At 64.7% G+C, this 13,463-nt stretch carries 13 protein-coding genes and 1 pseudogene; 8 read left to right on the top strand and 6 right to left on the bottom strand.

Going from position 1 to position 13,463, the window contains the following annotated elements; all coding sequences use genetic code 11:
* Nucleotides 1-2 precede the first annotated feature (2 nt).
* Genes G9465_RS14570 through corA form a run of 3 tightly spaced genes read left to right on the top strand, consistent with a single transcriptional unit; the run spans nt 3 to nt 1,834 of the window.
* Nucleotides 3-638, top strand: a complete 636-nt coding sequence (locus G9465_RS14570) for a DUF6517 family protein (protein ID WP_166971221.1) — start codon at nt 3-5, stop codon at nt 636-638.
* A 51-nt stretch (nt 639-689) separates the two neighbouring features.
* A complete protein-coding gene (locus tag G9465_RS14565; RefSeq protein WP_166971219.1) occupies nt 690-860 on the top strand; it encodes a hypothetical protein in 171 nt (56 codons plus the stop codon).
* Nucleotides 857-1,834: a magnesium/cobalt transporter CorA gene (corA, locus tag G9465_RS14560; protein ID WP_166971217.1), complete on the top strand. Its 978-nt coding sequence runs from the start codon at nt 857-859 to the stop codon at nt 1,832-1,834. Before G9465_RS14565 ends, corA begins: the two co-directional genes overlap by 4 nt.
* On the opposite strand, the gene G9465_RS14555 is transcribed toward corA, so the two are convergent.
* The 4 genes from G9465_RS14555 to G9465_RS14540 all read right to left on the bottom strand — a co-directional run bounded on the left by G9465_RS14555 (nt 1,829) and on the right by G9465_RS14540 (nt 5,196).
* Nucleotides 1,829-3,055 (bottom strand): tripartite tricarboxylate transporter permease, encoded by a 1,227-nt coding sequence (locus G9465_RS14555; protein ID WP_166971216.1) that lies wholly within the window; start codon nt 3,053-3,055, stop codon nt 1,829-1,831. The genes corA and G9465_RS14555 overlap by 6 nt on opposite strands.
* 97 nt (nt 3,056-3,152) lie before the next feature.
* Nucleotides 3,153-3,494, bottom strand: a complete 342-nt coding sequence (gene rpl12p / locus G9465_RS14550; protein WP_166971214.1) for a 50S ribosomal protein P1 — start codon at nt 3,492-3,494, stop codon at nt 3,153-3,155.
* Between the two features lie 18 nt (nt 3,495-3,512).
* Nucleotides 3,513-4,556, bottom strand: a complete 1,044-nt coding sequence (locus G9465_RS14545; RefSeq protein ID WP_166971212.1) for a 50S ribosomal protein L10 — start codon at nt 4,554-4,556, stop codon at nt 3,513-3,515.
* A 1-nt stretch (nt 4,557) separates the two neighbouring features.
* A complete protein-coding gene (locus G9465_RS14540) occupies nt 4,558-5,196 on the bottom strand; it encodes a 50S ribosomal protein L1 (protein WP_166971210.1) in 639 nt (212 codons plus the stop codon).
* 136 nt (nt 5,197-5,332) lie between these two features.
* Between G9465_RS14540 and G9465_RS14535 the strand changes: the two genes are divergently transcribed.
* Nucleotides 5,333-6,982 carry a sensor histidine kinase gene (locus tag G9465_RS14535; RefSeq protein ID WP_166971208.1) on the top strand — a complete coding sequence of 550 codons (1,650 nt, stop codon included), beginning with the start codon at nt 5,333-5,335 and terminating at the stop codon, nt 6,980-6,982.
* Nucleotides 6,983-7,064: 82 nt separating this feature from the next.
* Here the strand turns inward: G9465_RS14535 and G9465_RS14530 are convergent, their stop codons facing one another.
* On the bottom strand, nt 7,065-7,553 hold the full coding sequence (locus tag G9465_RS14530) for a 50S ribosomal protein L11 (RefSeq protein WP_166971207.1): 489 nt from the start codon (nt 7,551-7,553) through the stop codon (nt 7,065-7,067).
* Between the two features lie 153 nt (nt 7,554-7,706).
* The gene (locus G9465_RS14525; protein ID WP_166971206.1) at nt 7,707-7,907 is read right to left on the bottom strand and encodes a hypothetical protein; all 201 of its coding nucleotides are present in this window, start codon (nt 7,905-7,907) and stop codon (nt 7,707-7,709) included.
* Nucleotides 7,908-8,150: 243 nt separating this feature from the next.
* On the opposite strand from G9465_RS14525, the gene G9465_RS14520 reads away from it, so the two are divergent.
* The 4 genes and pseudogenes from G9465_RS14520 to G9465_RS26110 all read left to right on the top strand — a co-directional run.
* Nucleotides 8,151-9,263 carry a GTP-binding protein gene (locus G9465_RS14520; RefSeq protein WP_166971204.1) on the top strand — a complete coding sequence of 371 codons (1,113 nt, stop codon included), beginning with the start codon at nt 8,151-8,153 and terminating at the stop codon, nt 9,261-9,263.
* A gap of 60 nt (nt 9,264-9,323) precedes the next feature.
* Nucleotides 9,324-9,773: a TIGR04206 family protein gene (locus tag G9465_RS14515; RefSeq protein WP_166971202.1), complete on the top strand. Its 450-nt coding sequence runs from the start codon at nt 9,324-9,326 to the stop codon at nt 9,771-9,773.
* 55 nt (nt 9,774-9,828) lie between these two features.
* Entirely contained in the window at nt 9,829-10,581 is a 753-nt protein-coding gene (locus G9465_RS14510; RefSeq protein WP_166971201.1) for a VOC family protein, read from the top strand.
* Nucleotides 10,582-10,959: 378 nt separating this feature from the next.
* Nucleotides 10,960-13,224 (top strand): annotated as a pseudogene (locus tag G9465_RS26110) (BGTF surface domain-containing protein); the annotation flags it as partial.
* Between the last annotated feature and the right edge of the window lie 239 nt (nt 13,225-13,463).

Here is a 13,463-nt window from a genome sequence, read left to right as displayed (position 1 = left end):
CAATGCGAAAGCCGCTACTCTCCGCACTCGTCGCCCTCCTCGTCGTCTCCGCCGGATGTACGGGCCTCATAACCGGCGAGACGGTCGCCTTCGAATCCGAACCGGCGACCGTCGAGGATTCGGCGCTCGAATCGACCGGCTACGAACTCACGAACTCGACCGAACAGAACATCACTCGCGACGTCACGTTCGCCGGGCAGAACCGGACGATTCGCGTCGTGAACAACGTCAGGCAGTACCAGCGCGGCGTCGACCTCGGACCGCTCGGGAGTCTCCAGTTGGCCCGGTTCGTCGTCGTCTCGACACCCGGCGCGAAAGTCGCCGGACAGACGCTGAACCCGGCCGCACAGTGGTCGAACCGGCGGGTCGTCGAACAGTTTGCGGGCCGTGCCAGCGGCGTCGATGACGTGCAGTCCGAGGGCAACCGCACCGTCGAGGTACTCGGAGAACCCCGTGACGTCGGGATGTTCTCGGGGACTGTGACCGTACAGGGACAAGAGATAGACGTCCGGATGCACGTCGCCAGTTTCGAACACGAAGGCGACGTCCTGATCGTCCTCGCGGTCCACCCCAAGCAGATAAACGAGCGTGCCAGAGTCGATACGATGTTCGGCGGCATCACCCACAGCGGAGACTGACTCGGCGTTCGCGGGGGTACGCTTTTTTATCGGCACCGTGATTGGTGGGGCATGCAACCCGTCTCGCTGATGGGTGCTGTACTCACCGTCGCCGGGATTCTCGGATACGTGCTGGGCGTCACGATGCCCTATCCGGGTCGTGCGTTCTCGCTGACCGCGCTCATGTTCGGGTTGACGGCGCTCGCCGTCGGCCGGTCCGGTCAAGCGGAGGGCGAACCGTGATTTCGGCACTCGTGTACGCCGACGAGACGGCCGTCGCCTACGACGATCTCGCCAGCGCCCGCCGCGCCGTCGGAACGACGTGGGTCCACGTCGCCGAGGCCACCGACGACGAGATAGACGCCGTCGTCGCAGCGTTCGACCTCCACCCGCTGGCTATCGACGACGTCAGGGGCGACGTCAGAGCCAAGACCGAGGAGTACGCCGACCACACGTTCGTCCTCATCAAGAGCGCCTCGCTCACCCCCGGCGAGACGACCTTCGAGAAGGAGGTACGGACCTCCCCGATTGCCATCTTCATCGGTCGGGACTGGGTCGTCACGATGTCTACAGGGGCAGCCAAGCCGGTACAGCGGGTGATGGACGCCGTCGAACGCGGGGACGAACGCCTGCTCCACCGCGGCCCCGACTTCACCGCCTACCGCGTCGTCGACGTCGTCGTCGACGCCTACTTCGACCTGCTTGACGACGTCGAGACGGACATCGAAGAGATCGAAGAGGAAGTCACCGTCTCAACGGACATCGAGACGCTTGAGAAGATAAACGACGTCCGCCGGGACCTGCTGTCCTTTCGCAAGCAGGTCTGGCCCGCGCGTGAAGCCATCGGCGTCCTCGCCCGCGGCGACCCACAACAGGTCCAGCCACAGACGGAGAAGTACTTCCGCGACGTCCACGACCACCTCGTCCAGATAGTCGACCTGACCGAGACGTACCGTGACCTCGTCTCCGGTGCGCGGGACATCTACCTCAACACGCTCTCGCAGTCGACCAACGAGGTGATGAAGGTACTCACCGTCGTCGCGACGATTTTCATCCCGCTGACGTTCGTCGTCGGCGTCTACGGCATGAACTTCGGCGAGAGCGCCTACAACATGCCCGAACTCGGCTGGACGTACGGGTATCCGGCGACCATGCTGGGGATGACGTTGATGGTGGCCGTCATGCTCGTTCACTTTCGCCGTCGGGGTTACCTATAAACCGAGGGGGACGAGCAGGACCCCCATCAGCGTCGCCCGCCGACAGTCAAAGCGCGGCGGGACGTGGCCGGCGAGCGTCGCGGCCCCGAACGCGGCGACACCGATGTGACCAGCGAACACGCCGGAGAGGACAAGGAGCGCGGCCAACACGGACACAGAGAGCCACGCAGGGTCCAGTCGGCCGACGGTCCGGAGGTAGCGGTCGCCGAGCCACGGGACCAGCAGGGCACCGGCGACGGCGGCGACGACTACGGCAGTCACCAACACCGGGAGTGCGAGCGGCACGTTTGCTCGGTCCAGTGCGACTAAGACGCCGGTTCGGGGGTCACCGAACGTGACGAGCGCGAACAGTGCGAACACCGCCGTGGCCGTGTTGACACCGCTCGTCGTGACGACGAACGCTCGCGGCCCGCGTGTCGACGTTACCCCCAACGCCAGGGTCGCCGCGATAGCACTCGACACACCGGGGATGTAGCCGACGACGGCCCCACAGAGCGTGCCGACTGTCGCCAGCGTCGCAACCGTCCGTCGCGGCGTCGTCACCGCCGGGTCGGCCTGCGGCGGGACGCCATCGCCCTCGATCGCGGCGAGCAACACTGGCGCACCGAACAACCCGGCGAACAATGGGACGAGAACGTCGGCGACCGGGAGGACACCGGAGAGAGGCGCGTCGAGAAACAGGAGACCGAGGCCGCCGCTCGACCCGAGCGACACCAGTGCGCCGACCCGTCGACGCGGCCCGCGTTCTGTCACGACGAGCAGCGCCGCGATACCGGCTAGCACCAGCGAGAGGTGCGCGGAGACGACTGGATACAGCCGCGTCATGACGGCCGTAACCGGCAGTGCTAGCGGGGCCGCGAGCAGGACGGCCCCGGCGCTTCCGAGAGCCGACAGGCGGAGTGCTTCGCGGCCTCGGCCTTCGACGACGAGTCGATGTCCGGGGAGTGCTCCGGCAGCCATCGCCGGGTCGGGGACGCCGAGTGCCAGCGCCGGCACGACGTCGAGAAAGGTGTGTGTCACGCCGGCCGCCAGCATGGCCGCGCCGACGTACACGCGCGGTCCGGGAATCTGTCCGGCCGTCGCCGCGAGTAACAGCGCCAGCGTGTTAGCGTGCAGGCCGGGGACGAGGCCGCTTGCGCACCCGAGACAGACGCCACCCGCTATCGCGAGCACCACTCCCGCGACTGCCAGCGGCTCTGCCGTCAGTCTGACCGGGAGCATACGCTCGCTGGTCCCGGCTTCCTACTTCAACGTCGGGTCGACAGCGCCGTCGCTGGTCGGACGTACGCGAAAGAAATGCGGTTCGAGTACTGCCGAGTTAGCCGAAGAGTTCGCCGAGACCCTCGCCGCTGGCCTCGTCGTCCTCGTCGTCGTCGCCGTCTTCCTCGTCTGCGGCCTCTTCCTCGGCCTCGTCGTCGTCCTCGTCGGCGCTCTCCTCGCCCTCGGCGGGCGCGGCGGCGCCGCCACTGGCGGGGACGGGTGCGGCAGCGGCCTGTTCGACGGCCTCCTCGATGTCGACGTCCTCGAGGGCGGCGACGAGGGCCTTGACGCGGGACTCCTCGACGTCGACGCCAGCGGCGTCGAGCACGTCGGTGAGGTTGTCTTCGTTGATCTCTTCGCCCGATTCGTTCAGGATGAGTGCAGCGTATACGTATTCCATTGTTCTGTAGTGGTGGTGTTAGAACATCGCTCCGAGCGCGTCGCCGGCGTCTTCGTCGTCGTCATCGTCGTCCTCGGCCTCGTCTGTGGCGGCCTCGGCGTCGTCGGCGTCGTCCTCGGATGCGGTGTCCTCGGTCTGGTCGTCAGTCGATTCCTCGGTGGCCGGGGCGGCATCCACGTCCTGGAGCTCCTCCGGCAGTGCCTCTTCGTCGTCGATCTGCGAGGCGAGCGCTCGGACCTGTGCGTCGGCCTTGCTCACGAGGTCGGGGACGACCTCGGGGTCCTCGATGGCGGCCTGCAGCGCGAGGCTCTTGGCGTCGCCGCTCGCGGACTGGAGCATGGTCGGCACGGTCTGTGCGGTCGGGTAGCCGGCGTTGACCGAGAGGTTGAACGCCTGCCCGGCGGCCGCACGGATGTCCTGCTCGTACTCCTCGACGTCGAGTTCGAGTTCCTCGGGTTCGAAGAGGACGCCGTCCGCGAAGACGCCGCGCAGGTCGAGACCGACCTCTTTGGGCTCGATGCCGAGTTCGTTGAGGACGTTCGCGAGGTCCTGCGAGACTTCCTCGCCGGCGTCGAGCACCGTCGAGTCGGAGAGGACCTGAATCGACCCCTCCTGAATGCGGGCGTCGGCACCGATAGCCTGCAGTTCACCGACGAACGGGCCCGGGTCGACACCGGTGTCACCCTCGGGGATGACGATGTCGTTCGGGGCGACTTCGCCGGCGCCGATGGGCGCGGGCGTCTTCGACGCTTCGAGTTCCTGGAACAGCGAAAACGGGTTGCTGTTCGTGCCGATGAGGCCGACCTGACCGCTGACGAACTGCGTCAGGTCTTCGAGGCCGTCGTCGACTTCCTCGAGGGCGCGTCGGAGCAGCGTGTTCCGGGAGACCCGGAGCTCCGCGGTGCCGTGGAGGTCACGGCGCATGTCCTGGAGCTGTCGGGACGGAATCCCGGCGATGTTGACGACGCCGACGCTCTCGTAGGATTCGACCATCTCGACGATGGAGTCGACTTCGTCCTGCTTCCACTGCGGGATGGTCTCTGTCTTGCGTTCAGCGCTCATATCAGGCCACCTCCACGGCGGGGCCCATCGTCGTCTTCACGTAGACGGTGTCGATGTTGAGCGGCCCCTTCTCGAGGTCGGCGTGCAGTCGACGGATGATGACGTCGATGTTGTCGGCGATGTCCTCGGCGGACATGTCTTCGGCGCCGACGCGCGTGTGGAACGTCCGCCGCTCCCCACTGCGCAGCTGCACGGTGTTTTTCATGCGGTTGATAACCTCGACGACGTCGTCGTCGGGGTCGAGCGGTTCCGGCATCTTCCCGCGCGGGCCGAGGACGGTCCCGAGGTATCGACCGATGTCCTGCATCATGTCCTTCTCTGCGATGAAGAAGTCAGTCGCATCGGCGAGGTCCTTGGCGGCGTCGTCGTCGCCACCCAGTTCCTCGAGTTCGTCCTCGTCGAGTACGTCGTCTGCTGCCTCCTCGGCACGAAGGGCTGTCTCGCCCTCGGCGAAGACCACAATGTTGGTCTCCTGACCGGTGCCGGCAGGCAGAACGACGGACTCGTCGACGCGGTTCGACGGGTCGTTTAGGTCCAAATCGCGCAGGTTGACAGCGAGGTCGACCGTCTCGCGGAAGTTCCGCTCAGGTGCGTCCTCGAGTGCGCGAGAGACTGCGTTCTCTATTTCCTGGTCTGCCATTGTTCACCTCCGTAGTACGCCAAACGGCTTCTACGGGTCAGTGAAACAGGCGGATGCCTGTCTCGTGCGGCAAGAGGCCAATGCGACACTTAAAGCCGTCGAACCGACACTCCCACGGTTTATTACGCGACGGAGTATGGGTCGAGGTAATGCGTCTCCGGTCGGGGTTTCTCGGGTCCTGTTCGTCGTCGCTCTCGTGTTGTCCACAGTCGTGTTCGCTGGGTTCGCCCTCCACCGCTCGGCGATTACGACACAAGAGCGACAGGCTCTCGAGTCGGACGCGTGGACCGTCGCCACCGACATCGACACCCGGTTGCGCGAGAAGCGGTCGACGGTCGCCCTGTGGGCGAGCAACGACGCCGTCGCCGACCACGGTTCGACAGCCCAGCAGCGAGCGGTCACGACGCTCCGCCGGCAGACCGCGTTCGAGGGAGCGTCGGTCGTCGCCGCCAACGGGACGATGACCGCCTTCGACGCGGCGGACGCCTCCCCGAAGGACCGGGCCACGCTGGTCGGGCAGGACTTCGGTGACCGGACGTACGTGCAGACAGCCCTGCGCGGGCAGTCACACATCAGTGCTCCCTTCGAGGCGGAGAGCGGCAACTACGTCGTCATTCTGTCGGCACCGATCCGAACGAACGGGACCGTCGTCGGGACGCTCAACGCCGCCTTTCATCTGACTGCGACGGACTTCTTCGAGCGGGCGACGGCCTCACTCACGTCGGGGCGGTCGCTGCGTGTCGCCACCCGTACAGACACGACGCTGTACGACCAGTCCCGGGAGTTCGATGCACCGCTCACCGCTACGGCGACAGTCGAGTCCACCGGGTGGCGAGTCACCGTCGCCGCCGACCGGACGCCGCTGGAACGACGCCTGCGCCAGTCGACCGGGCTACAGGTCGGGGCCGTGCTGGCGACGCTCCTCGTCGTCGCCAGCCTCGGCGTCTGGGCGTCGCGCAGGACCATCGAACAGATAGAGCGACTCTCTGACGGTCTCGGGGAACTAGAAGCGGGCGAGTACGACACGTCGCTGGACCTCGGCCCGGCAACGGAGTGGCGGCGAATCAGCGACCGGTTCGATGCGCTCGCGGCGACGCTCGACCGACGCGAGTCCCAGTTGTCGGTGTTCAGCAGGGTGTTCCGACACAACCTCCGCAACGATATGTCGGTCATCATGCTCTCGACGGAACGGATCCTCTCCGCCGAGGGCACCGACGGGGCGGTTCAAAGCTCCGCCGAGCGAATCTACAGTCGCGCGAAGTCGTTCATGGCGACGACCGAACACGCACGAACCATCCACGACGAGCTCCTCGACGGTCGGCCAGCGACGCCGATTCCTGCCGACGTGCAAACCGTCGTCGAGGATGTCGCCCACTCGCTACGGACGAGCTATCCCGAAGCGACCGTCGAGGCGTCGGTGGCTGACGCCGCGGTCGTCGACGGCGGGCGTCGTCTCCCCATCGTCCTCACCGAACTCGGCGAGAACGCCATCGCACACAACGACCAACCGCCCGGCACGCGCCACCTCGCGTTCGACGCGTGGCGGGCGGACGAGACAGTCGCGATTGCGGTCAGCGACGACGGGCCGGGGATGCCCGAGACCGAACGCGAGCTATTGGTCGGGAACCTCGAAGAGACGCCGACGGCCCACGGGAGCGGACTGGGGCTCTGGTTGGTCAAGTGGCTGGTCGACTCACTGGACGGGTCGATAGCCGTCTCGACGCCGGATGGCGAGGGGACGACGGTCACCGTTCGGGTGCCGGTCGACGGCGACGAGGAGGGCTAGGTCTGCCGGTCGCACGCTTCGAGCCCTGTCGGCACTCGGGACACGGAAAAGACCGCAAAATCCGGGTTGTTTCTGCCCGCGTTTAGGCCGCGGCGGCGTCCGCGAACTCGTCGTCGTACTCGCCCTCGTCGATGCGCTTTTTGAACTCGCGGGGGTCGTTGCCCTCGATGGTGACGCCCAGCGAGGTGCAGGTGCCGACGACCTCCTTCGCGGCGTTTTTCAGGTCGTAGGCGAGCAGGTCGGACTGCTTTTGCTCGGCTATCTGCATGATCTGGTCGACGGTGAGGTCGGCGACGAACTCCTCGTGGGGCTCGCCGCTACCGGTGTCGAACCCGGCCTCGTCCTTGACGAGTTCGGCCGTCGGCGGGACACCGACGTCGATGGTAAAGGAGCCGTCGTCCTCGTACTCGATGGTGACGGGGACTTCCGTGCCGTCGAACGCCTCTGTCCGGTCGTTGATTTCCTGCACGACTGCCTGCACGTCCACGGGCGTCGGTCCGAGTTCCGGACCGAGGGGCGGGCCAGGGTTGGCCTGTCCGCCGGGGACGAGCACTTCGATAGTTCCAGCCATGTACGGTCAATCCGTCCCGGCAGTTTAAAGGATTGCGTTTCACCCATCACCGCGTGAGCCCCACACACGGTTTCGTGTGCGATAGCCAGCGGTCGCGAGCGGTGTCGAGTGAGACGGTCGCCGCCCTCGACTGCCGGCTGTGACGGTTCGATATCAGGCGAAGGTCACGCCGTTCATCGCGAGGAAATCGCCGGCGTCCTTGATCTCGACGGGCGAGCCGATGATACGGACCGTCGGTCCCTCCTTTCGGACCGTGACCATGAATCGCGTTTCGAGTTCGTCGCGGATACCGTCGAGTGCACCCGCCGGTAAGAGAATCTGCGTGCTGTCGCGGAATCGATCAGCACCTGCCATTATCGAAATTTGATAGCGGCCGTCGTATAGGTGTGTCGGAATCGTAGAGCCGTCGCTCCGCACACATATTCGACCGAATACTCGACCGACGAGGTGCCGGGTGCTTTCTCGTCAACGATACTGACGATACGTCTGTCACGGGGCCACGCGAGATACCTCCCCGTCGACCCACGCTATGCGAACTGGGTTCTCGTCGGAGAGGGAAGAAAACCTTATTCGGGACGAGGGGCCGACGTACAACTGATGGGGCTCGAAGAGGAGATACAGGAACTCGAAGACGAAATAGCGGACACGCCCTACAACAAGTCGACAGAGGCCCACATCGGCCGGCTGAAGTCGAAACTCGCGGAAAAAAAGGAGAAGCTCGAACAGCAACAGTCCGGGTCGGGTGGCGGCGGCGGCTACGGCGTCGAGAAGCATGGCGATGCCACCGTCGCGCTCGTTGGTTTCCCGAGCGTCGGGAAGTCGACGCTGTTGAACGCGCTGACGAACGCCGAGTCCGAGACGGGCGCCTACGAGTTCACGACGCTCGACGTGTACCCCGGAATGCTCAAGCACAAAGGGGCGAACATCCAGATTCTCGACGTCCCCGGCCTCATCGAGGGGGCGGCGGGCGGTCGGGGCGGCGGGAAAGAGGTGCTGTCGGTCGTCCGGACCGCCGACCTCATCGTCTTCCTCGTCTCCGTCTTCGAGATCGACCAGTACGACCGCCTGCGCGAGGAACTGTACAAGAACAAGATCCGCCTCGACACCGAGCCCCCACGCGTGAACATCCGCAAGAAGGCCAAGGACGGCCTCTCGGTCAACAGTTCCGTGGACCTCGACCTCGACGAGGAGACGGTCAAGAGCGTCCTCCGCGAACACGGCTACGTCAACGCCGACGTCACTATCGGCGAACAGGTCGACCTCGACAGACTCATCGACGGCGTGATGGACAACCGCGAGTACGTCCCCTCCATCGTCGCGGTGAACAAGGCCGACCTCATCGAACCGGACTACCTGCCGACGGTCGAAGCCGAACTCGAAGAGCGAGACATCGACCCCGACGAGGCGATCTTCATCAGCGCGGAAAAAGAGAAGGGACTCGACGGCCTGACCGAGCGAATCTGGGACGAACTGGGTCTCATCCGTATCTACATGGACAAACCCGGACGGGGTGTCGACTACGAGGAACCGCTCATGCTCCGCGAAGGCGACACCGTCGACGACGCCTGCCGGAAACTCGGCGGTAGCTTCGACGAGCGGTTCCGCTTTGCTCGCGTCTCCGGACCGAGCGCGAAACACGACGAACAGCAGGTCGGTCGTGACCACGAACTGGCCGACGAGGACGTCCTCCGAATCGTCGCCAGAAAGTAGTTGTTCGATCAACGCGTGCGTGTGCGAACAGACTAAACAGTCGCAGCCCTGTCGACCGGTATGGTCGCTGGCCCTCGCCGTCGTCTCGTTGCCGTCGTCGTCGCCGGTCTCGTCCCGTGGACGGTCCTCGTCATCGGCGGCGAACTGACGATGGTGTTCACGCTTGGACTGTTCAACGCGAACCCGCCGCAGATGGTCTCGATATACGACTTCTTCTTCCGGTTCACCGACGGCCTCCCGCAGTTCATCGAGTCGTGGGGTACCGGCGTGTTGCTGTACCTACTCGCGCTGGGGAGCGCACTCTCGGGCGTCGTCTGGCGAGAAGACCACCGCATCACCGCGCTCGCACTTGTCGGTGCGGGACTCTCTCAGATCGGGGTCGCAGTGGGGTTCAACAGACGTATCGGTTACGTCGCGCTCCCGGTCGGGACCGTCGTCTTGCTCGGACTCGCGTGGTGGTACTACTGGCCGCTGGTCCGGCCGCCATCAGTCTCGTCCACGGCGGAGTGAGATCGGCACCGCCGCGTGCGGTACCCTTTTCGCTCGCCCGGCCCACGGTCCGACTATGCTGACGCTCGACCACACGATGATGCGTGTCGAAGACCTCGAGACATCGCTGGACTGGTATCGGGACTACCTCGACTACGAGGAGAAGGGACGCTGGGAGGCGGACACGTTCACGAACGTCTTCCTCGGCCCCGAAGACGTCCACGATGAGGGGGCGCTGCTGGAACTGACGTACAACCACGACGGACGCACGTACACGATGGGCGATGCGTGGGGTCACGTCGCCGTCCGCGTCGACGACGTCTACGACGCCTACGAGGAACTGATGGACGCCGGCGTCGAGGACTACCGCGACCCGGACTCCTGTGGCGGGTCCTACGCTTTCGTCACGGACCCCGACGGCCACGAGATCGAAATCGTCGAGCGCGACCACGGAGCGAGGTGGAGCCTCGACCACACCATGCTCCGAGTCGAGGACGCCGACGCCGCGATCGGCTGGTACACCCGGAAACTCGGCTACGAGATGTTCCGACGGGCGGAGTTCGACGACTTCGCGTTGTACTTCCTCAAGCCGGAGGGCGCCGCCGACGAGGCGATGTCGGTCGAACTGACGTACAACTACGATGGTCGCTCCTACGAGATGGGCGACGCGTGGGGCCACGTCGCCGTCCGGACCGGCGACCTCCACGAGACGTGGGACGACCTGCTGGTGCGCGGTGCCGAGGACTACCGCGACCCCGAGAGCTGTGACGACCGCTACGCGTTCACGAAAGACGCGGACGGCCACGAAGTCGAAATCGTCACGAACTGACAGGCCCCGGCGTTCCGAGGGGACTGGCGAGCGTCCCGTGAGACCGGAGTACTCGGGGCTCCGAGACGACTCGTCGTGGTGCCGACGACGTCGAGACGCGTCGAGTGTCAGACACTCGCATGACACAGTTCTGAAACGAACCACAAAGTGCTTATATGTTCTCTATATCGCCTGTGTCGACTGATTTCGGGCGTGTCTCTCGTTCTCATGCCGCTTGTCTGACCACAAAGCATTTATAACATCCGGCATAGGTTTACAGCGTACCCCTACCCATGGCGCCAGAAGTGAGTACACCGGTTCGGTCTACGCGTGGCCGCAGTCGCCGCGCACCGACCACGTGGAAAACGGCTGACGCCGCCCGATAGCAACCAACAAACTATGACAGAAACTAACGAAAAAATCCGCAGCCTGTTCCTGACAGCGCTGATGGTGTTCTCGGTGTTTGCGATGAGCACCGCGTTCGCCGGTAGCGCTGCAGCAGCAGAGCCTAGCGTGGACAAGGCGGTCCACTATTCCGCCGGGAACGCCGCCGCTAGCCAGGTCTCTGGCGTTAGCGAAGGCGATCCCGTCCTAGAGGTACAGTTCGAGAACAGCATCAACGACCCGAGCGGTGAGACGGTCACCGTCGGTCTCACCAACGGTAACACCCAGCAGCTCACGCTCAGTGGTAACTACTACCACTCCGGTAGCCAGCTCGTCATCGACACTGGCACCACGTACAACCGCATCCAGAACGTGAGCTTCAGTAGCGGTGTTACGGACGCGTCGTCCGGTGACACCATCGACTCCGAAGACGACTTCGACGCCGTCTACGCGCCGACCACCATCGACGTGACGGACACCGAGCGTGGGACGTCCCCCGACGGTGACGAAGAGAGCGCCTTCCGTGGCGCCCCCGTCGTCGTCCAGGCTGACGCAGGCCAGACGTTCGACGTCGTCTCCGAACCCAGCGAGGACCACAGCATCAGCCGCCAGCGTGGTACTGGTTCCGAGTCCTTCATCTACGTCCTCAGCACTGAGAACCTCGAACTCGGCGACTACAACGTCAAGACGGACAGCGGACCTGCGGGCAACACCAACAGCTCGCTCACCATCGAGGACCTCGGCTTTACGGCCACCGCCGACCAGAGCTCCTTCGGTGAGGACGAAGACATCGAAGTGACGGTCGAATCCAGCGCTATCAACCGTCCGGTCGACGCCGAACTCATCGACTCCAACGGCAACGTTGACGCCGACACCTACAGCCAGAACCTGCAGATCGACTCCGATGGTGAGATCACCATCACGTTCAACACGAACGACGACGTCGATCCGGGTAACTACACGGTCAACGTGACCGACGTCGAGACCGGCATCACGGCCTCGACCGACCAGTTCACCGTCGCCCAGACTGGCGACGCGCAGGCAAGCTTCGGTACCTCCGTCGTGACGGAGGACAAGGGTGACATCGCGCGCATCCCGATCCAGCTCCAGAACACGGACGATGGTACGCTGACCATCGGTGACCGTTCCGACGACGGTTACCAGACGACTGTGGAGGTCGAGGACGGCAACGGTGACGGCGAAGTTACCGTGCTGTTCAACACCTTCACCGCTGCGAGCGGTCAGAGCTACATCGACGTCGCAGATGACGACGACGACGTCGAAATCGTCAGCTCGCCCCAGGAGATCAACCGCGACGGTAACGCGGCTACCTTCAACACGCCCGCCGGTGACAACCTGCTCGACGCCGCGTCCTACGACATGAACGTCACGGCAGACACCGGCTCGAGCGCTCTCAAGAGCACCGACGTCGTCGACGACAGTGACGACGTCGCCTCCCTCTCGCTGCAGGAACGTTCGACCGACAACGTTCAGGTCTGGACCGCTCCTGACAGCGAGTTCAGCGACATCAGCGACGCCGCCGACGACGACAACGCCAGCGCGATCTACAACCTCGCCGGCAACAACAACCTGACCCAGTCCGACACGGTCGCCTTCGACGACACGCTCGTCGTGCAGGTCGAAGCGTCCGGTCTGGAAGGTGCCTACGAAGCCGCTGGCGACGACGCTGCCGGCTACCAGGCTGTCAGTAACGACTTCAACAACAACACCAGCTCCCGGAACCAGGTCACCGACGCGCTCTTCCAGCTCTCGCTGAACGAGACCAACCCCGGTGCCAACAGCGACGGTGTCAACTTCAACGTCGCTGACTTCAACTCCAACGAGATCGCTGTCCTCTACGACGAGGCCAACGACACGCACTTCGTCGCCATCGACACGGACTCGGTCAACGCTGGCTCCGGTACGCTCAGCGCCGTCGAGGACAACGACGAGTACGTTGCGAACTTCACGGTTCGTGACACCACGGAACTCTCGGAAGACACGGTCGAAGTGAACGACTCGTTCACCTTCGAAGAGCCTGACTCGACGCTCAACAGCGGCGAGGACATCACGGTTCAGGCTGCCTCTGGTCAGCAGATCACCGGCACGACCAACATCGCGCCCGGTTCGGAAGTCACCGTCCAGATCCGCAGCACCACCGAGAACAGTCCGTTCCTGAAGCAGCCGACCGCCATCGTCCAGCCGGACGGTAGCTTCACGGCTGTCGCCGACTTCAGCGACAACAGCCCGGACACGAACTTCACTGCCGAAACCAGCATCTCGGACGACGAGATCGACGGCACGATCGGTGCCGCTCCGTCCGCGTCCGTGAGCATCAGTGATCAGGAGTCCAACGGTGAGACGGTCGTCGTCGACAGCGCCACGCTGTCCGAGGGCGGCTTCATCGCCATCCACAACGGCTCCGCCTCCGGTGACGTCATCGGGGCCTCCAGCTACCTCGAAGCTGGCAGCCACGAGGACGTCGAGGTCACGCTGAACACCACGCAGTCCGAGGACTT

The organism is Haloarcula sp. JP-L23 (genome assembly GCF_011602445.1).
In the GTDB taxonomy this organism is placed as follows: domain Archaea; phylum Halobacteriota; class Halobacteria; order Halobacteriales; family Haloarculaceae; genus Haloarcula; species Haloarcula pellucida.
The sequence above is the reverse complement of the archived record's forward strand: the minus strand, read 5'-3'. Positions and strand labels throughout refer to the sequence as shown.

What these genes read in the sequence shown, in the direction of transcription:
- G9465_RS14570 (WP_166971221.1), top strand. Translation starts at nt 3, where the DNA reads ATGCGAAAGCCGCTACTCTCCGCACTCGTCGCCCTCCTCGTCGTCTCC.
- G9465_RS14565 (WP_166971219.1), top strand. Translation starts at nt 690, where the DNA reads ATGCAACCCGTCTCGCTGATGGGTGCTGTACTCACCGTCGCCGGGATT.
- G9465_RS14555 (WP_166971216.1), bottom strand. Translation starts at nt 3,055, where the DNA reads ATGCTCCCGGTCAGACTGACGGCAGAGCCGCTGGCAGTCGCGGGAGTG.
- rpl12p (WP_166971214.1), bottom strand. Translation starts at nt 3,494, where the DNA reads ATGGAATACGTATACGCTGCACTCATCCTGAACGAATCGGGCGAAGAG.
- G9465_RS14545 (WP_166971212.1), bottom strand. Translation starts at nt 4,556, where the DNA reads ATGAGCGCTGAACGCAAGACAGAGACCATCCCGCAGTGGAAGCAGGAC.
- G9465_RS14540 (WP_166971210.1), bottom strand. Translation starts at nt 5,196, where the DNA reads ATGGCAGACCAGGAAATAGAGAACGCAGTCTCTCGCGCACTCGAGGAC.
- G9465_RS14535 (WP_166971208.1), top strand. Translation starts at nt 5,333, where the DNA reads ATGGGTCGAGGTAATGCGTCTCCGGTCGGGGTTTCTCGGGTCCTGTTC.
- G9465_RS14530 (WP_166971207.1), bottom strand. Translation starts at nt 7,553, where the DNA reads ATGGCTGGAACTATCGAAGTGCTCGTCCCCGGCGGACAGGCCAACCCT.
- G9465_RS14525 (WP_166971206.1), bottom strand. Translation starts at nt 7,907, where the DNA reads ATGGCAGGTGCTGATCGATTCCGCGACAGCACGCAGATTCTCTTACCG.
- G9465_RS14520 (WP_166971204.1), top strand. Translation starts at nt 8,151, where the DNA reads ATGGGGCTCGAAGAGGAGATACAGGAACTCGAAGACGAAATAGCGGAC.
- G9465_RS14515 (WP_166971202.1), top strand. Translation starts at nt 9,324, where the DNA reads ATGGTCGCTGGCCCTCGCCGTCGTCTCGTTGCCGTCGTCGTCGCCGGT.
- G9465_RS14510 (WP_166971201.1), top strand. Translation starts at nt 9,829, where the DNA reads ATGCTGACGCTCGACCACACGATGATGCGTGTCGAAGACCTCGAGACA.